Raw genomic sequence first — 17,118 nt, forward strand, 5'->3', positions numbered from 1 at the left:
CCTTGGTTAATTCACACTTGTTCGCATCAGTTTGGTAACTTTATCAAGGTGAATTACATCGGTTTCACATTTTTAACAATATATCGTTCTAGCATTTTCAAAGTGTGCTGTTTAACGCAGAGTCTTTGCTCAACTGTGTATTTAATAAACAGTCCGTTCTAACAGGAGTGCTAGAATGATTTACCTCAAAGCGCATGAGTTTTTCATGGATTCAAAAAGTCCGGTTACGACCGAGATTCGAAGCCCACAGGAACCCTTTCCTGAGCATGCGCATTCGTTCGAAGAAATCATTATTGTCTCTGGTGGTAATGGCATTCATGTGATGAACGATATTCCTATGAATCTCAGCAAAAATTACGTCTGCTTTGTGAAGAAGGAGGATCGCCATCTGTTCGATAGTGTGGATGATCTTTACCTCAGTAACGTTCTGTTTGATCGAGATAAATTAACGGTTTGTTCTTGCTTAAAAAACTACATACCGATGGAAACGAGTGACGAAAACGGCTGGTTTATTAACGAGAATGCAGCGGAAAGAGCCAATAAACTGATAGAGCAGCTGGATATTGAATCTCATACCGATTCTGATGATTCGCGCATTATTGCTCAGTCTCTGTTTCAGCAATTAATTGTTGAGTTGTGGAGAGGGAAAATACAAAAATCGGATTTGATGAATCATGAAGACAGAGTCATTTTTGCCCTTTCACATATCAATGACCATTACTCAGAACTAACAGAATTAGAGCCTGTGGCTGAAATTGCTCACTTGTCTTCTAGGCAATTGACTAAGAGCATTAAGCATCTGACAGGGATGAGTTATAACCAATATCTCCACTACATACGAGCAAGCAAGGCTTTGTCACGTCTACTCTACAGCGAAGAATCGATCACCGATATTGCGTTTGAGGTTGGGTATCACGATAGCAACTATTTCTCGACCAAATTTAAGCAGGTGTTCAACGTTACTCCAAGAGATGCAAGACTTAGAAAGGAAAGAGCAGCGATACGCTAGGTATCACCGCGTTTAGCTAGATTGTCGATAACCAGTCCTTTTTGTGTGCTGCTATCGATGATGATCTGCATAATAGGGTTACCGCAGTAAGGAATAAGCACTTTATGCTGAGTGGGGTCGTTCTCCATTCTTTGGCTGATGATAGTGCCAAAAATCTTATCGTCAGACGTGACCAATACGTCAGATGGTATGTCATAGTCATTTTTGGTCAGCTTGAAAGTGGTTTGTTCCATGGTGGAAAAAGAACCTTTGACCAACTCCAGTTTATAGCCCTGTACTGAACATTGACCATCTACCAGTTTGCACCCGACTCGCTCATAGTTTTCCTCCGTTTGAGTGAACTGCATTTTCTTATCGAAGTTGAGCAGGCTAGGAACAATATAGCCTGCTGCAAAAATGCCAATCACTAAGACAAACTTGAAAAGCCAATCTTTCACAGTACAAATCGCTGGGTCAGTTCAGATAGCTGATTCATAGAAGCAGACAAGTCTTTTATCGACACTTTTTGGCTTTCCGATTTCTCTTCCATGATCTGAGTGGATTCTTTTACACCCGCCATATTCTGGTTGATCTGATCAAGCGCAGATCCTTGTTGATGGATCGCCGAAGCTACGTAGTCCATCTGGGTGCTTACTTGGCTGATATTGCTAGAAATCTGCTCGGTTACTTTAATAATCGTATCTACCGCACCAGATACGTCGTCAGAGTAACCCGCCATGTTGCTAATATTGTCGGTAGACAGTTTGATGTTTCTATCCAATACAGACAGAGAGCGAGTAATCTCTTCAACACTGGTGCTGGTTCGGTTCGCTAACTGGCGAACTTCGTCGGCTACTACTGCAAAACCACGCCCAGCTTCTCCTGCTCGAGCAGCTTCAATTGAAGCGTTAAGAGCAAGTAAGTTGGTTTGTTCTGAAATGCCTGTAATGGCTTGCAGAATCTTGTGAATATTTTGCGTGTCGCTCACAACGTTTTCTACGTTGCTTCGAGTACTCGAAACCGCTTGTTTGAGCTTAGCAAGGTTATCTTGGCATCGTGCCGACTGCTCTAGAGCATGTCTGCTGAGCTGGTTTGCTTGCTGAGTACCTTCATTACAGGCACGTGTTGAGTCCGAAACGCTATTAAAAGAAGAGCCCAATTCACCTATTGCACCCGCAACCATTTCTGTATTCGATGCGTTGTGGGAGATCTCGTTATCAACCGATTCAACGTTTTCAATAAGGTTGTCTGAAACCATTTTGAGTTTTGAAATCGCTTGGTTTTGGACTTGAGCTGTGTTTTGCAACTGCATGATGATCTGATTAAAACGAACAAAAAATTCGTCGTTAGACTTGAGCTCAACATTCAAATGCAATTTATCTTTTTGGACGATGTTCGCCACCATGTCATTCACATAGTTCATTCTCTTCATGCTCTTGTCTAAGACCAAACAAGCATAAATAGAGACACTGGCTTGGAAAATGGCATACAAGCAGTGCTCAATAACAATGCTGAATCCGCTGTTGGGCGGGAAAATGAAGATTGGCATTCCGGATGACTGCATCCAGAAAAAGAAGATATGGTGTAAAGCGGCAGCTACCAAGCCATGCAGCACCATCAGCCAGTCGTTATACAGCATCAATAACGCCAACATAATGAACACTTCGAAGTGCAACATGATGTCGCCGTAGGCTTGATGAATATGTAGTGCCACAAAACCATATAGCACGTAGGGCAGTGCGACCTTGAAAGTGCGTTTGTTGAGCAAAAATGAAAGCGCTGCCAGTGTGAGAGTGACCAGCATATCTGCCGTCGCGTAACCGTAGCGAGCAAAATAGATAAAGGAGAGTAGTGTCATCGGAATGCTGATGACATATGTCTTCTCTGAAAAAGAAAGTTCTCGGTCAAATTGCATAACAGTACTTCTATGTTCGTTATTAGGATTATTGTTGTCCTGAATGTAGTGTTTATGAGCTTTTTACACTTTGATTTAAATGCGTATTTCTCCACTTTTACTCAATATAAAAACGTTTGTGTGGAAAAAATGTATAAAAACCATTCAGTGGGTAATTAACAAATAAACTTATATTCAAGCTGCAATTTATGTGGCTTTTTTCTGATGTTATTGACAGTCTAAAAGCCTACATTGCGCAAAGTTAAAAATGCATAAGTATGTATTTTATGTACTCGTGTTTTTTAACAATTGAGGAGTGAACGGTATGTCAGTAGATGATTTATTTTTCGTGTTTACATACTGACTATTAGCATGAGTCTGCATTGAAAGAGTTTGTTGGCTGAAAAGAAACATAAGCGCCTCATTAATATCGTGTTGAGAGACAATTAACCTATGACGTGACTTCTTAACGGTCACTTTTCCCTAGCTATCTCAACTGAGTCGTACGATAAGTTTACATCACTTCTGAGATTATGAAATCAATATTTGTACAATAATTTTATTTGTATCGCTTTATGGCGAGTTGATAGAGTGACCGAAGATAAAATGAAAAAAGCCTGACAAGTTTCCTCATCAGGCTTTTACAATTTGGTGGCCCCTCCCAGACTTGAACTGGGGACCAATCGATTATGAGTCGACTGCTCTAACCACTGAGCTAAGGGGCCGATTAGGTCAATGATTATAGGGGAAGGGGTGGGGTGTGTCTAGACGCAAAGTAGGGTAATAGCGCTTAGTTTTTATCCACTTAGAACTGCAGATAATAAAAAAGGCGAGCTGTCGCTCACCTTTTATTCAATGCTTTATCAAAGCTAGCTACTAAGTTATTCGTCTAGGAAGCTGCGCAGAGTTTCTGAGCGGCTTGGGTGACGAAGTTTACGTAGCGCTTTTGCTTCGATCTGACGGATACGTTCACGAGTAACGTCGAACTGCTTACCAACTTCTTCCAAAGTGTGGTCAGTATTCATATCGATACCGAAACGCATACGAAGTACTTTTGCTTCACGAGGAGTCAGACCGCCTAGAACGTCACGAGTTGCTGCACGCAAGCTAGTTGCTGTTGCAGAGTCTAGTGGAAGTTCTAGCGTTGTATCCTCGATGAAATCACCTAGATGCGAATCTTCGTCGTCACCGATTGGTGTCTCCATAGAGATTGGCTCTTTAGCAATTTTCAGTACTTTACGAATCTTATCTTCAGGCATTTGCATACGTTCTGCCAACTCTTCTGGCAGAGGCTCACGGCCCATTTCTTGTAGCATTTGGCGAGAGATACGGTTCAATTTGTTGATCGTTTCAATCATATGTACTGGGATACGGATTGTACGTGCTTGGTCAGCAATTGAACGAGTAATTGCCTGACGGATCCACCAAGTTGCATAAGTTGAGAACTTGTAACCACGACGGTATTCAAACTTGTCTACTGCTTTCATAAGACCGATGTTACCTTCTTGGATTAGATCCAAGAACTGTAGACCACGGTTTGTGTATTTCTTAGCAATAGAAATAACCAGACGTAAGTTCGCTTCAACCATCTCTTTCTTCGCACGACGAGCTTTCGCTTCACCGATAGACATACGACGGCTGATATCTTTAATGCGGTTTACTGTTAAAGATGTCTCTTGTTCGATAATACGCAGTTTTTGAATTGAACGACGAATATCTTCTTCATCTTCACGGATCTTCGCTGCGTATGGCTTGTCTGATGCAAGGATTTGTTCAAACCAAGATTCATCAGATTCATTGCCAGTAAATACCGAAATGAATGATTTCTTCGGCATCTTCGCTTTTTCAACAACAGCACGCATGATCAAACGTTCTTGTGTACGTACGCGATCCATTGAATTGCGTAGCGTATTTACAAGATGGTCAAACTGTTTTGGCGTTAGACGGAATTCGCGGAATACCGTTAATACCATTTCAGTTGCTTCTTGAGCTTTACTGCTTGTATCGCCGTGTTCGTTGATCGCTAGTTGAAGATTTTGGTACTGATTACGTAATTCAGTGAACTTCTCTAAAGCAAGTTCAGGATCGATACCAACTTCTTCTTCATCGCTGCTGCTATCGTCGTCGCCGTCTTCATCTTCGTCGTCGTCATCGTCATCAGTATCATCTTCGTCATCAAGGTCTGAACCTGTTAACTCTGAACCGATGTGTGTTGCTGTAGGTGCTTCGCTTTCCATATCATCTGGGTTTACGAAACCACTAATAATATCTGTTAGGCGAAGTTCTTCAGCTTGAACTTTATCGAATTGCTCAAGAATGTATGGAATAGTTCCAGGGTATTCAGCGACAGCACTTTGTACTTGGTTAATACCATCTTCGATACGCTTCGCGATATCGATTTCACCTTCACGAGTTAGTAGTTCTACTGTACCCATTTCGCGCATATACATACGAACAGGGTCAGTCGTTCGACCAATCTCGCTTTCTACGCTTGATAGCGCAGCAGCAGCAGCTTCAGCTGCATCTTCGTCGGTGATGGTTTCATCATCATTAAGAGCTAGATCATCAGCGTCAGGGGCGGTTTCTACAACCTTAATACCCATGTCGTTGATCATCTGAATAATATCTTCTACCTGCTCAGAATCTACGATTTCTGCTGGTAGGTGGTCATTTACTTCGGCGTAGGTCAGATAGCCCTGCTCCTTGCCGCGAATGACAAGTTGCTTAAGCTGTGACTGCGGATTTTGATCCATAGACGGTATCCAACTTCGTATCTGGTGAAGGAATAGTATGCGAAATGCAAACCACGGATAATAACAAATTAAATTGTTGCTGACTATTCAAACAGGGTTACGCTTTCAAATCTCTCATGAGATCTTGAAGCTCCCTTTTTTCGTCGCTTGATAAACCGATACTTCTTGATTTAGCCAGCAGATTTTCAATTTGTTTCTCTACGCACTGGGCAATAATTTTGTCCAATGAGTCAAAAAATAGTTCGTTTTGATTATCTTCTACAAGCGGAATATCCCAACTTGCTAGTCGAGACATTAGCGCCTCGTTTTTTGTGTTTCGCCAATGCTCTAACAATTGACCAGTTTTTATATGGGGTTGTTGTCTGCATTTTTCAAGCACTTCTGTCAACAATTTCAACCCTGGAATATCCAAACCCTGAGTAGTAGAAAGGTCTGGCACCATATCAGCATAGCTCGGATTCTGAAGAAGCAAAGCGATGACATCTCTCATCGGTGTTCGCTTTATTTCTTTATGCGGCTGAGGTCTAGTTTTAGAATCCGTCGGTAGTGATGGCTTTTTATAAATTCCAGTTGTTTGCCCTAAAATCTTAAGTAACTGATTTTGCATAGACTCATCAGGAACTTTATTGATTAAAGGAAGAGCAAGTGCTTCTAATGCGGCTTTGCCTTCGTTATTACCCACATCAACTTGGGTAAGCAAATTAGAAAACAGATATTTTGATAATGGCTCTGCATTGCGAACCATCTCTTCAAATGCTTCTTTCCCATTTTTACGTACAAAACTGTCTGGGTCTTCACCATCTGGAAGGAAAAGGAATTTTAAAATATTGCCACTTTTCAGATAGCTAAGTGCATTTTCTAAAGCACGCCATGCGGCTTCTCGACCCGCTCGGTCACCGTCATAGCAACAAACAACCGTATTGGTCTGTCTGAACAACAATTGCAGGTGATCACCTGTGGTTGATGTACCCAGAGACGCAACGGAATAATCGATGCCATATTGCGCCAGAGCCACCACGTCCATATAACCTTCGACCACTAGGATCTGTGGTGGTTCACGGTAAGCCTGTAAAACTTCAAACAGTCCGTACAGTTCTTTACCTTTGTGGAAAATAGGCGTTTCTGGAGAGTTGAGATATTTCGGAGTGCCGTCACCAATAACGCGGCCACCAAATCCAATCACTCTTCCTCTACGATCCCGAATTGGGAACATGACTCGGCCACGAAAACGGTCGTAGCGTTTACCGCTGTCGTTCTCAATGAGCATGCCGCCAGAAACCAGCATCTCTTGTGCCTGTTTCTGTTGACCAAAATTCTTACGAACTAAATCCCATTCATCAGCCACATAACCGATACCAAATTTTTGGACAATCTCGCCGGATAAACCGCGATTTTTTAAGTATTCGATGGCATGTCGGTTAGCAGGAACTTTAAGCTGTTGGCGATAAAACTGAGCAATACTGCCCATCAAATCATAGAGGCTTCGTTTTTCGTCGCTGCTGACTTTTGGTGTGTTTCCTTTAAAACCATTATTCGGCCGTTCTTCACGTGGTACTTCTAAACCAAGAGAAGAGGCGAGTTCTTCAATCGCTTCTGGAAACTCAAGACGCTCATATTCCATCATGAAGTCGATGGCGTTGCCGTGCACACCACACCCGAAGCAGTGATAGAACTGCTTTTCTTGGCTTACGCTAAACGATGGGGTCTTTTCGTTATGGAATGGGCAACATGCACCGTAGTTTTTGCCCTTTTTTTTAAGTTTCACACGTGCGTCGATAACATCGACAATATCAAGTCGAGCTAGGAGGTCATCGATGAAGCTACGAGGGATTTGTCCTGCCATAAAACCTAAAAAAGAGATAAAAACGAATAGTTAAGGTCTATAGACCTTAGATACAAACAAGCCGTGCATTCAAAGAATAGCACGGCTTGCTGCAATAGAGTTCTGGATTAAGCCAGTTTAGCGCGAACTAAACCGCTGACTTTACCCATATCTGCACGCCCTTGAATTTGTGGTTTCAAGATAGCCATCACTTTACCCATGTCTTGCATGCCCGCTGGAGATGATTCTGCGATTGCATTGTCAATCAATGCTGCCACTTCATCTTCGCCCAGTGGTTGAGGCATAAATTCCTCAAGGATGGTGATTTCTGCTTGCTCCACCTCAGCTAAATCTAAACGATTTGCTGCTTCGTATTGCGATACAGAGTCGCGACGTTGTTTAACCATTTTGGTCAGTACAGCAACGATGTCGTCATCGGTCAGAGTAATCTTCTCGTCGACTTCACGTTGTTTAATAGCTGAAAGGGCTAAACGAATAGTGCCAAGGCGCGCTTTGTCCTTGGCTTTCATCGCTAATTTTTGCTCTTCTCTGAGATTATCAATAAGAGCCATAACTCATTCCTTAATTAGGAAAAAGCTATTAGTACAGGCGAACGCGACGAGCGTTTTCGCGAGCAAGCTTCTTAGCGTGACGCTTTTGAGCTGCTGCTTTAGCGCGTTTGCGAACTGTAGTTGGTTTTTCGTAGTGCTCACGACGACGCACTTCAGAAAGGATACCTGCTTTTTCGCAAGAGCGTTTGAAACGACGTAGTGCAACGTCGAACGGTTCGTTTTCACGTACTTTAACTACTGGCATATGCCTTTCACCTCAGGGGTTATTCGTTAATGCTGACAATCAGTGACCAAAACAATAAGATTTCTTACTCGTTTGGTCGTTAATCAGCTAGATCAAAAATGGTGCGGAATTTTAATCCGATCGTTGTGCCTTTGTAAAGCACTTTGTCGACTAGACTCTGTACAAAATTTGTTTGTGAAGCGAAGGCGTTGTAACATTGCGCCAATTTCAAATTATAGATGGCAGTGTGCTGAGAAAAATATGCGTATTATTGGTATTGAAACCTCTTGTGATGAGACGGGTATAGCGATTTACGATGACGAAAAGGGATTGCTGTCTCATAAGCTTTATAGCCAAGTTAAACTTCATGCGGATTACGGTGGCGTTGTACCAGAACTAGCTTCTCGTGACCACGTTAAAAAGACGATTCCCCTTATTAAAGCGGCAATGGCTGAAGCTAATTTAACACCGAAAGATATTGATGGTGTTGCTTATACTGCTGGACCTGGCTTGGTTGGTGCCTTATTAGTTGGTGCAACTATTGGCCGCAGCATTGCTTACGCTTGGAACGTTCCTGCTGTTGCTGTACACCATATGGAAGGTCACCTTTTGGCTCCTATGCTGGAAGATAATCCTCCACCGTTCCCATTTGTAGCACTGCTTGTTTCTGGCGGTCACAGTATGATGGTGGAAGTAAAAGGCATCGGCGAATACCGTATTCTCGGTGAATCGATTGATGATGCTGCTGGCGAAGCATTCGATAAAACAGCAAAGCTGATGGGGCTGGATTATCCAGGTGGTCCTTTGCTTTCACGTTTAGCTGAAAAGGGCACTCCAGGGCGATTTAAATTCCCACGCCCAATGACAGATCGTCCGGGGCTTGAAATGAGTTTCTCTGGTCTAAAAACTTTTACAGCTAATACGATTGCCGCGAATGGCGATGATGAACAAACTCGTGCTGACATCGCTTATGCTTTCCAAGACGCGGTATGCTCAACGCTTGTTATTAAGTGTAAACGTGCACTTGAAGAAACCGGTATGAAGCGCATTGTTATTGCTGGTGGTGTAAGTGCAAATAAACAGTTGCGTGCTGATTTAGCTAAGCTTGCGGAAAAAATTGGTGGTGAAGTCTATTACCCACGTACCGAATTTTGTACCGACAACGGAGCAATGATTGCTTTTGCTGGTATGCAACGTTTAAAAAATGGTGATGTTACTGATTTAAGCGTTGAAGCTCGCCCTCGTTGGCCGATTGATCAACTCACTCCTATTGAGTAAGTAAACGCTATAAAGAAAACGGTCGCTAATGCGACCGTTTTTTATGTCTGTAAGAAAGCCTTAGGCTTTCTTCTTTTCGCCGACTTTCGGCTCTGTTCCAGCAAAAAGACGCTTAATGTTCTGATGATGCCGCAAAATGATTAAGCAGCAAAGCATGGCAACAGGCAGAGTATATTGGGGCTTGACCAGCCAAGTATAAAATGGCGCAAGCAGTACTGTGACAATCGCCGCCAAGGATGAATAGCGAAATATCACCGCGACAAACAACCAAGTTGCCATGATCATTGCGGTTAAGTCCAAACCGATTGGCGCAATGGCTCCTAATGCCGTAGCAACACCTTTTCCACCCTTAAAGTGGAAGAAAATCGGATACATATGACCAAGGCAAGCTGCTATAGCGATGATACCTAAAATCAGTGGGTCAATTTTTAAAAAGTAACCAGCCCAAACAGGGATAGTGCCTTTTAACATGTCACAAAGCAGCACTGATGCAGCCGCTTTTTTCCCACCAATACGTAATACGTTTGTTGCCCCTGGGTTGTTTGAGCCAACACCTCTCGGATCGGGCAAGCGCAATAATCGACAGATCAGCACCGCACTGGAGATTGAACCCAGTAAGTAGGCGGAAATTATCATTATGAGTGCCACTGGCGTCATTATTGCCTCAATACGGTGATTTCTTTAACAGAGCATTACATTGTTTTGATACATCGATGCTACTTATAGGTTTAAGTTCGCATTGCGGTGAACGTCTTAAAAGTAAAAATTCTGTTTGGTTTACCCATCTACACGCGGTTTCGTATATGATATCGCGATTGGCGACGATAGTACGTTTTTTTACTCAATTTAGGTATCCGACCTGTGATTGAGTCTAACTGTTGTAAGGAATTCGATAGAAGATGGATAAAGTCTTTATAGAGCAGCTAGAAGTTATTACCACAATAGGTGTGTATGACTGGGAACAAACCATTAAACAAAAGTTGGTTCTCGATTTAGAAATGGCGCATGACAACAAGCCAGCAGGAAAGAGTGATGATGTAGCACATGCACTCGATTACGCTCAAGTCAGCCAAGCTGTTATTGAACATATTGAATCAGGTCGCTTCTTATTAGTAGAAAGAGTTGCTGAAGAAATTGCAGAGCTCATTATGCAACGCTTTAGTGTGCCTTGGATTCGTATTCGATTGACCAAACCTGGTGCTGTTCCGCAGGCAAAAGGTGTTGGAGTGATCATCGAAAGAGGATCTCTATGATCACTGCATATGTTGGTGTTGGCTCTAATTTAGAACGATACCGTCATATTGAAGCGGGGATCAAAGAGTTAAGTCTGCTGGGAGATGAACTTCGTCTTTCAACGATTTATGAATGTCCAGCGCAAGGGTTTGATAGCCATCCATTTTTAAATTTGGTGGTAGAGTTAAAAACGTCGCTCTCTCTTGAAGATTTTCAACAGTCTTTAAAAGAAGTGGAATTCCGTTGGGGGCGCGATGTTGATGCGAAAAAATATCAAGATCGCACTCTAGACATGGATATTATCTTGTTTGGCGATGTCGTATCCCCAAGTTCTCCGGTCATACCACGTCCTGATATTTATCAGTACCCATTTGTGATACAACCTTTGTATGAACTATGCCCTGAACTCAATATTCCAGGAACTGATCTATCCATTAAAAAAGTTTGGCAAGATGCTGCGCTTTTAGAACAACTGAAACCAATTCCTCAATGGTTTAGTGTGAAGTAAGAGTAAATAATGAGTTATTTTGAATCTTTTATGTTGGCTTTAATTCAAGGTTTTACTGAATTTTTGCCTATTTCCAGCTCTGCGCACCTTATTTTGCCATCAGCAGTACTAGGTTGGGCTGACCAAGGTTTAGCTTTTGATGTGGCAGTGCACGTTGGAACGCTGACTGCGGTTGTGATTTATTTCCGAAATGAAGTGAAAGCACTATTGAGCGCTTTTTTCGCCTCTATCTTTAAAGGTGATAGAAGCAAAGAAGCAAGTTTAGCTTGGTGTATTATCTTGGCAACAATCCCAGCCTGTATCTTTGGTCTAGTGATGAAAGACGTTGTTGAAGTCTATTTGCGCAGCGCTTGGGTGATTGCTGCGACCACTATCATTTTCGGCATTCCATTGTGGTATGTGGACAAAACGGCGACGCAAAATCTTAATGAATATCAAGCGGGTTGGAAGAAAGCACTTTTCATTGGTTTCGCGCAAGCAGTAGCTATCATTCCAGGTACTTCTCGTTCAGGTATTACTATCACAGCGGCCCTTTATCTTGGTTTCACTCGTGAAGCGGCAGCTCGTTTTTCTTTTTTAATGTCGATTCCAATTATCGTTCTAGCAGGTAGCTACCTAGGATTGAAACTGGTGACTAGCGGAGAACCTATTCATCTAGGTTTCCTTTTAACAGGTATCGTGACGTCATTTGTGAGTGCCTATATCTGTATCTTCTTTTTCTTGAAGCTAATTTCTCGAATGGGTATGACACCATTTGTGATTTATCGTTTGATTCTGGGTGTTGGCTTATTTGCCTTTCTATTAAGCCGTTAGTCGCCTGAAAACGGTGCTTGTGGTATAAATAGAGCGTTTCTACCCAAATTGACAAAGAGGCCGTTTTTATTCGGCCTTTTTTCTATATACATAGATATTTATCAATATTGACGAGTGTGAAAGTAATGCGAGTTCTTGCTGTGACATTAACCCTGCTGCTTGGTTTTCTTCAATACAGCTTGTGGCAGGGAAAAAACGGAATATCTGATTACCACGCTGTTGCGGCAGAGATAGAAGTTCAAGAGCAAGTAAACACTAACTTACATCAGCGTAACCAAGAGATGTTTGCTGAAATTGATGACTTACGCCAAGGTCTTGATGCGATAGAAGAAAGGGCTCGTCATGAATTAGGTATGGTGAAAAGTGGAGAAACTTTTTACCGAATTACCGGTGAGGATAACCGTTAATGACTCAATCAATTATTGCGGTTGTACCAGCAGCGGGCGTTGGTAGCCGAATGCAGGCGGACCGCCCTAAGCAGTACCTAAAACTATTAGGTAAGACAGTTTTAGAACACACAGTCTCTAAGTTACTGGCGCTACCAAATGTGTCAAAAGTAGTGGTCGCTGTCAGCGAAACCGATCCCTATTTCTCTACGTTAGCGTTGGCTAACCATCCTCAAGTTGTCCGCATTAATGGAGGCAAGGAGAGAGCTGATTCGGTTCTATCCGCATTAAATTACATTTGCAAACATGAAGTTAGCGAATGGGTGTTGGTTCATGATGCTGCTCGTCCCTGTTTCACAGAACAGGATGTCTCTCGACTTATCGATATGGCGCAGTCTCACGCTGTCGGCGCAATTTTGGCTGCGCCTGTACGCGATACTATGAAGCGTAGTAATCAACAGCAGAACATAGATCACACCGTCGAACGCTCTAATCTATGGCATGCACTCACTCCGCAAATGTTCCGTACAATCCCTTTGCGTGATGCTTTAATTGATGGATTAGCCTCAAAGGCGAACATTACGGATGAAGCCTCTGCTTTTGAAAGACTGAATTTGAGCCCGGCGTTAGTGAACGGTCGAGCTGACAATATTAAAATTACTCAGCCAGAAGATCTTGCATTGGCTGAGTTCTATTTGAGCCGAAATAAGGAATAAACATGATACGAATTGGCCATGGTTTTGATGTGCATAAATTTGGTGGTGAAGGCCCTGTCATTATTGGCGGAGTTGCCGTTCCTTATGAACAAGGTTTGATTGCACATTCTGATGGTGATGTTGCCTTACATGCGTTGAGCGATGCTCTGTTGGGCGCTATTGCTGCAGGCGATATTGGCAAGCACTTTCCAGATAACGATGATAAATGGAAAGGTGCAGACAGTCGTGAGTTGCTGAAAGATGTGTACCGCCGAGTAAAAGAACTGGGCTACCGTTTGGGTAATGCGGATGTCACGATTATTGCTCAAGCTCCGAAAATGGCACCTTATATTGAAGCGATGTGTGCTGCTATCGCAGAAGATTTAGAGACAGACATCAGCAACGTAAATGTGAAAGCAACGACTTCTGAGCGTTTAGGTTTCACTGGTCGTAAAGAAGGCATCGCGTGCGAAGCCGTTGTATTACTGATGAAAGCGTAAAGAGTCAAAAATGACAGATATTCTATCTTCTTTAGCTTACCTGTGTGGTAAACCAACAGCTAAAGGCAAAATTAAAGCTAAACCAGAACATTTCAAAGTTATTGAAAATCTTGGTTATGAGTTTGCTGGCAGCGGCGAACATCTGATGGTTTCGATTCGAAAAACCGGTGAGAACACCAGCTTCGTTGCTAATGAACTGGCTAAAGCATGTGGCGTAAAATCCAAAGATGTTAGCTGGGCAGGTTTGAAAGATCGTCATGCTGTGACAGAACAATGGTTGAGTGTTCACTTGCCTACAGCTGGTTTCCCTAATTTGGCTCTGTTTCAGTCACAACACCCAAGCATTGAAATTTTAGCCATGACTCGTCACAACAAAAAGTTACGCCCTGGTGATTTGTCTGGTAATAACTTCGAAGTGACCTTATCTGAAGTAACAGATGTTGAAGAAGTGTTGAAACGTTTAGAGGTTGTCGCGCAACAAGGCGTGCCAAACTATTTTGGTAATCAGCGATTTGGTAAAGACGGCAACAACTTAAATGAAGCTCGTCGCTGGGGACGTGAAAATGTCCGAACTCGTGACCAGAATCAGCGAAGTCTTTATCTTTCGACTGCTCGTTCATGGATATTTAACCGCATTGTTTCTTCTCGTATTGAGCAAAACTGTTTCTATCGATTTGTCGAAGGGGATATCGCTCTTGTCAATGGGGAGCAAATTTTGGTGGCTTCTGAGAAAGTTGCAGAATTTAATCAGTTGCTTAGCCAAGATGAAGCACAGATTTCAGCAGCCCTAGCAGGCGATAATGCTTTGCCTACACAATCAGAAGCGCAGAAGCTTGAACAGCCATTTATAGATGAAGAAGAAGACTTGATGAAGCTGATTCGAGGTAACCGCATGCGACATGATCGCAGAGCGATCTCGTTGAAAGCACAAGATTTAACTTGGCAAGTCGATGGCGATTCTATTACGTTAAAATTCGCTCTTGATGCTGGTAGTTTTGCTACATCGATTGTGAGAGAACTGATAGAAGAAATTGCAGTAGAGCGTGTGTATGAGTGACAAAAAACTAAAAGTACTTTTAAGCAACGATGACGGTGTATTTGCCGATGGTATTCATGCTTTAGCTGAAGCTATTTCAGATCTTGCAGAAGTGATCATTGTTGCTCCCGACAGAAATCGCTCTGGTGCATCTAACTCTTTAACACTAGAGCAGCCTTTGCGCGTTTCTAAAGTGGCACCGAATACTTACTCAGTACAAGGTACACCAACGGATTGCGTGCATTTTGCTTTAAACGAATTATTGAAAGATTCGATGCCAGATCTCGTATTAACTGGGATCAACCATGGCGCAAACCTAGGTGATGATGTTCTTTATTCCGGAACGGTTGCGGCTGCAATGGAAGGGCATTTCTTGGGTGTTCAATCTATCGCTTTTTCATTAGTCGGAAATCAACATTTTGCTACAGCAGGAAAAATTGCTCGCCAACTGGTGGAGCAACACCTTTGTAGACCTATTCCAACCAATCGACTATTGAACGTTAACATTCCTGATGTGCCATTTGAGAGCCTTGCCGGAACCAAAGTGACTCGTTTAGGTGCTCGTCATCACGCAGAAAGCATGATTAAACAGAAAGATCCTAGAGGTCATGATATTTATTGGTTAGGTCCTCCTGGTAAAGAGCAAGATGCCGGTGAAGGAACAGACTTTCATGCTATCGAGCATGGTTTTGTTTCATTGACTCCTATGCAAGTGGATCTTACTGCTCATGAGTCATTAGGAAGCATGGATCATTGGTTAAAGGAAAGGACTGATGGCTAATCCAAAAGCCGATAAATTAATTCAGTTTTTATTAGCAAACGGTATTACCGACCAACATGTGTTGCAGGTAATACACCAATTGCCGAGAGAGTACTTCGTTTCCCAAGCGATGGTTCATCAGGCCTATGACAACAATGCTTTACCAATCGGACAAGGGCAAACTATCTCTCAGCCGTATATCGTTGCAAAAATGACTCAAATGTTAGAATTGCAGCGAAATAGCCGAGTTCTGGAGGTCGGTACTGGTTCGGGTTATCAGACGGCGATCTTATCTCACCTTGTCGATCACGTGTTCTCGGTTGAACGAATTAAATCTCTGCAATGGGAAGCGAAACGCCGTTTAAAACAGCTCGATATTTATAACGTTTCAACAAAGCACGGAGATGGATGGCAAGGCTGGGCGGCAAAAGCGCCATTTGATGCGATCATTGTGACCGCAGCTGCGCAGAAAGTACCACAAGCTTTGCTGGATCAGCTTGCGGATGGTGGACGATTAGTGATACCTGTCGGTGAAGATGAGCAGCAGCTCTACAAAATAATACGTAAAGGTGATGAGTTTATTTCTCAGCTAATAGAAACAGTGCGTTTTGTTCCTTTGGTCGCTGGTGACCTAGCGTAATGAAGCGTCCTCAGCTCAAGACATTATTGGCGTGTGGACTGTGTGGCTTACTACTAGGCTGTACAGCAAGTTCTCCTGCGCCAGTGTCTGGGCTTAAGAAAGATTATCGAGAAATCGGTCGCGGTAGCTATCGTGGAAGCTACTATGAGGTAAAGCGTGGAGACACCTTGTACTTTATCGCTTATATCACCGACAAAGACGTCAACGACATCATTAGTTTTAACAAACTCCAAGCGCCATACACCATTCATCCGGGACAAAAGCTCCGCCTCTGGAGTCCTGCATATAATGCTCCAGCATATGGAGGAACGGGTGCAGGCAACAGTTCCTCCATCGCTTCCAATACAACAGCACCCCCAAGAATTGCGAGCACTGCATCGAGTGCTTCTACTGCGGCTGTAGCGGCTAAAGTGCCAGTTGCAGCCGCAACATCTGCTGCGGTTTCTCCCCCGAAATCGAGCAAAAATTCTAATACTGCTCAAGCTAACAATTCGGCAAGTTCGGTTAAAAAAGATCCAAATAAGACGATTGATCAATCGAAAACAAAAGAGTATGTTGGTTCTAATACTCAACAAAATGTTAACAAAACTGTAAGCAAACCTAAACCACAGAACGATAAAGTCGATAAGTGGCTGTGGCCAACGAAAGGGAGAGTTGTTAAAAACTTTTCAGCAGGAGATCAAGGAAATAAGGGCATTGATATCGCAGGACAGCGTGGTCAATCCATTACTTCTACTGCTGCAGGAACCGTGGTCTATTCGGGTAATGCATTACGAGGTTATGGCAACTTAATCATCGTAAAGCATAATGAGCATTACTTAAGTGCTTATGCCCATAACGACCAGTTGTTGGTTAAAGAAGGACAGAGTGTTAAGGCTGGTCAAAAAATAGCAACAATGGGCAGCTCAGGTACGAACAGTGTTCGTCTGCACTTTGAAATTCGTTATCAAGGTAAATCTGTCAATCCAAAACGGTATTTGCCTTAAATATACTTGTGAAGAGTTATGTAGTGACATA

General features: G+C 42.8%; 19 protein-coding genes and 1 tRNA gene. 12 read left to right on the top strand and 8 right to left on the bottom strand.

Annotated features, from left to right (window positions below):
- Nucleotides 1–175 precede the first annotated feature (175 nt).
- Entirely contained in the window at nt 176–1,009 is an 834-nt protein-coding gene (locus ACOSVQ_RS13250) for a helix-turn-helix domain-containing protein (RefSeq protein WP_491983019.1), read from the top strand.
- On the opposite strand, the gene ACOSVQ_RS13255 is transcribed toward ACOSVQ_RS13250, so the two are convergent.
- The 7 genes from ACOSVQ_RS13255 to rpsU form a co-directional block, all read right to left on the bottom strand.
- Nucleotides 1,006–1,446 (bottom strand): hypothetical protein, encoded by a 441-nt coding sequence (locus ACOSVQ_RS13255; RefSeq protein WP_491983020.1) that lies wholly within the window; start codon nt 1,444–1,446, stop codon nt 1,006–1,008. The genes ACOSVQ_RS13250 and ACOSVQ_RS13255 overlap by 4 nt on opposite strands.
- Complete coding sequence (locus ACOSVQ_RS13260) at nt 1,443–2,903, bottom strand: methyl-accepting chemotaxis protein (protein WP_491983021.1); 1,461 nt, start codon at nt 2,901–2,903, stop codon at nt 1,443–1,445. Before ACOSVQ_RS13260 ends, ACOSVQ_RS13255 begins: the two co-directional genes overlap by 4 nt.
- Before the next feature lie 628 nt (nt 2,904–3,531).
- A tRNA-Ile gene (locus ACOSVQ_RS13265) sits at nt 3,532–3,607 on the bottom strand.
- A 156-nt stretch (nt 3,608–3,763) separates the two neighbouring features.
- On the bottom strand, nt 3,764–5,635 hold the full coding sequence (gene rpoD / locus ACOSVQ_RS13270; RefSeq protein ID WP_491983022.1) for an RNA polymerase sigma factor RpoD: 1,872 nt from the start codon (nt 5,633–5,635) through the stop codon (nt 3,764–3,766).
- Nucleotides 5,636–5,732: 97 nt separating this feature from the next.
- Nucleotides 5,733–7,478 (bottom strand): DNA primase, encoded by a 1,746-nt coding sequence (gene dnaG / locus ACOSVQ_RS13275; RefSeq protein WP_491983023.1) that lies wholly within the window; start codon nt 7,476–7,478, stop codon nt 5,733–5,735.
- Nucleotides 7,479–7,585: 107 nt separating this feature from the next.
- Complete coding sequence (locus tag ACOSVQ_RS13280) at nt 7,586–8,029, bottom strand: GatB/YqeY domain-containing protein (protein WP_491983024.1); 444 nt, start codon at nt 8,027–8,029, stop codon at nt 7,586–7,588.
- Nucleotides 8,030–8,057: 28 nt separating this feature from the next.
- A complete protein-coding gene (rpsU, locus tag ACOSVQ_RS13285) occupies nt 8,058–8,273 on the bottom strand; it encodes a 30S ribosomal protein S21 (RefSeq protein WP_001145625.1) in 216 nt (71 codons plus the stop codon).
- 240 nt (nt 8,274–8,513) lie between these two features.
- On the opposite strand from rpsU, the gene tsaD reads away from it, so the two are divergent.
- Nucleotides 8,514–9,530: a tRNA (adenosine(37)-N6)-threonylcarbamoyltransferase complex transferase subunit TsaD gene (gene tsaD / locus ACOSVQ_RS13290; protein WP_102943020.1), complete on the top strand. Its 1,017-nt coding sequence runs from the start codon at nt 8,514–8,516 to the stop codon at nt 9,528–9,530.
- 60 nt (nt 9,531–9,590) lie between these two features.
- Here tsaD and plsY read toward each other — a convergent pair whose 3' ends face one another.
- Complete coding sequence (gene plsY, locus ACOSVQ_RS13295; protein WP_491983025.1) at nt 9,591–10,187, bottom strand: glycerol-3-phosphate 1-O-acyltransferase PlsY; 597 nt, start codon at nt 10,185–10,187, stop codon at nt 9,591–9,593.
- 242 nt (nt 10,188–10,429) lie between these two features.
- Between plsY and folB the strand changes: the two genes are divergently transcribed.
- The 10 genes from folB to ACOSVQ_RS13345 all read left to right on the top strand — a co-directional run bounded on the left by folB (nt 10,430) and on the right by ACOSVQ_RS13345 (nt 17,087).
- Entirely contained in the window at nt 10,430–10,783 is a 354-nt protein-coding gene (folB, locus tag ACOSVQ_RS13300) for a bifunctional dihydroneopterin aldolase/7,8-dihydroneopterin epimerase (RefSeq protein ID WP_491983026.1), read from the top strand.
- On the top strand, nt 10,780–11,271 hold the full coding sequence (gene folK / locus ACOSVQ_RS13305) for a 2-amino-4-hydroxy-6-hydroxymethyldihydropteridine diphosphokinase (protein ID WP_491983027.1): 492 nt from the start codon (nt 10,780–10,782) through the stop codon (nt 11,269–11,271). Before folB ends, folK begins: the two co-directional genes overlap by 4 nt.
- Nucleotides 11,272–11,280: 9 nt before the next feature.
- On the top strand, nt 11,281–12,084 hold the full coding sequence (locus ACOSVQ_RS13310; protein WP_491983028.1) for an undecaprenyl-diphosphate phosphatase: 804 nt from the start codon (nt 11,281–11,283) through the stop codon (nt 12,082–12,084).
- Nucleotides 12,085–12,209: 125 nt separating this feature from the next.
- Complete coding sequence (gene ftsB / locus ACOSVQ_RS13315) at nt 12,210–12,491, top strand: cell division protein FtsB (RefSeq protein WP_042480612.1); 282 nt, start codon at nt 12,210–12,212, stop codon at nt 12,489–12,491.
- Nucleotides 12,491–13,186 carry a 2-C-methyl-D-erythritol 4-phosphate cytidylyltransferase gene (gene ispD, locus ACOSVQ_RS13320; protein ID WP_491983029.1) on the top strand — a complete coding sequence of 232 codons (696 nt, stop codon included), beginning with the start codon at nt 12,491–12,493 and terminating at the stop codon, nt 13,184–13,186. The genes ftsB and ispD overlap by 1 nt, the downstream gene beginning before the upstream one ends.
- A 2-nt stretch (nt 13,187–13,188) precedes the next feature.
- Complete coding sequence (gene ispF / locus ACOSVQ_RS13325) at nt 13,189–13,665, top strand: 2-C-methyl-D-erythritol 2,4-cyclodiphosphate synthase (RefSeq protein ID WP_491983030.1); 477 nt, start codon at nt 13,189–13,191, stop codon at nt 13,663–13,665.
- 10 nt (nt 13,666–13,675) lie between these two features.
- Nucleotides 13,676–14,722: a tRNA pseudouridine(13) synthase TruD gene (gene truD / locus ACOSVQ_RS13330; RefSeq protein ID WP_491983031.1), complete on the top strand. Its 1,047-nt coding sequence runs from the start codon at nt 13,676–13,678 to the stop codon at nt 14,720–14,722.
- Entirely contained in the window at nt 14,715–15,482 is a 768-nt protein-coding gene (gene surE / locus ACOSVQ_RS13335) for a 5'/3'-nucleotidase SurE (RefSeq protein WP_491983032.1), read from the top strand. Before truD ends, surE begins: the two co-directional genes overlap by 8 nt.
- Nucleotides 15,475–16,101 (top strand): protein-L-isoaspartate(D-aspartate) O-methyltransferase, encoded by a 627-nt coding sequence (locus ACOSVQ_RS13340; RefSeq protein WP_491983033.1) that lies wholly within the window; start codon nt 15,475–15,477, stop codon nt 16,099–16,101. The genes surE and ACOSVQ_RS13340 overlap by 8 nt, the downstream gene beginning before the upstream one ends.
- Nucleotides 16,101–17,087: a peptidoglycan DD-metalloendopeptidase family protein gene (locus ACOSVQ_RS13345; protein WP_491983034.1), complete on the top strand. Its 987-nt coding sequence runs from the start codon at nt 16,101–16,103 to the stop codon at nt 17,085–17,087. Before ACOSVQ_RS13340 ends, ACOSVQ_RS13345 begins: the two co-directional genes overlap by 1 nt.
- Nucleotides 17,088–17,118: the final 31 nt, after the last annotated feature.

This window comes from Vibrio sp. HM8-C (assembly GCF_058630515.1).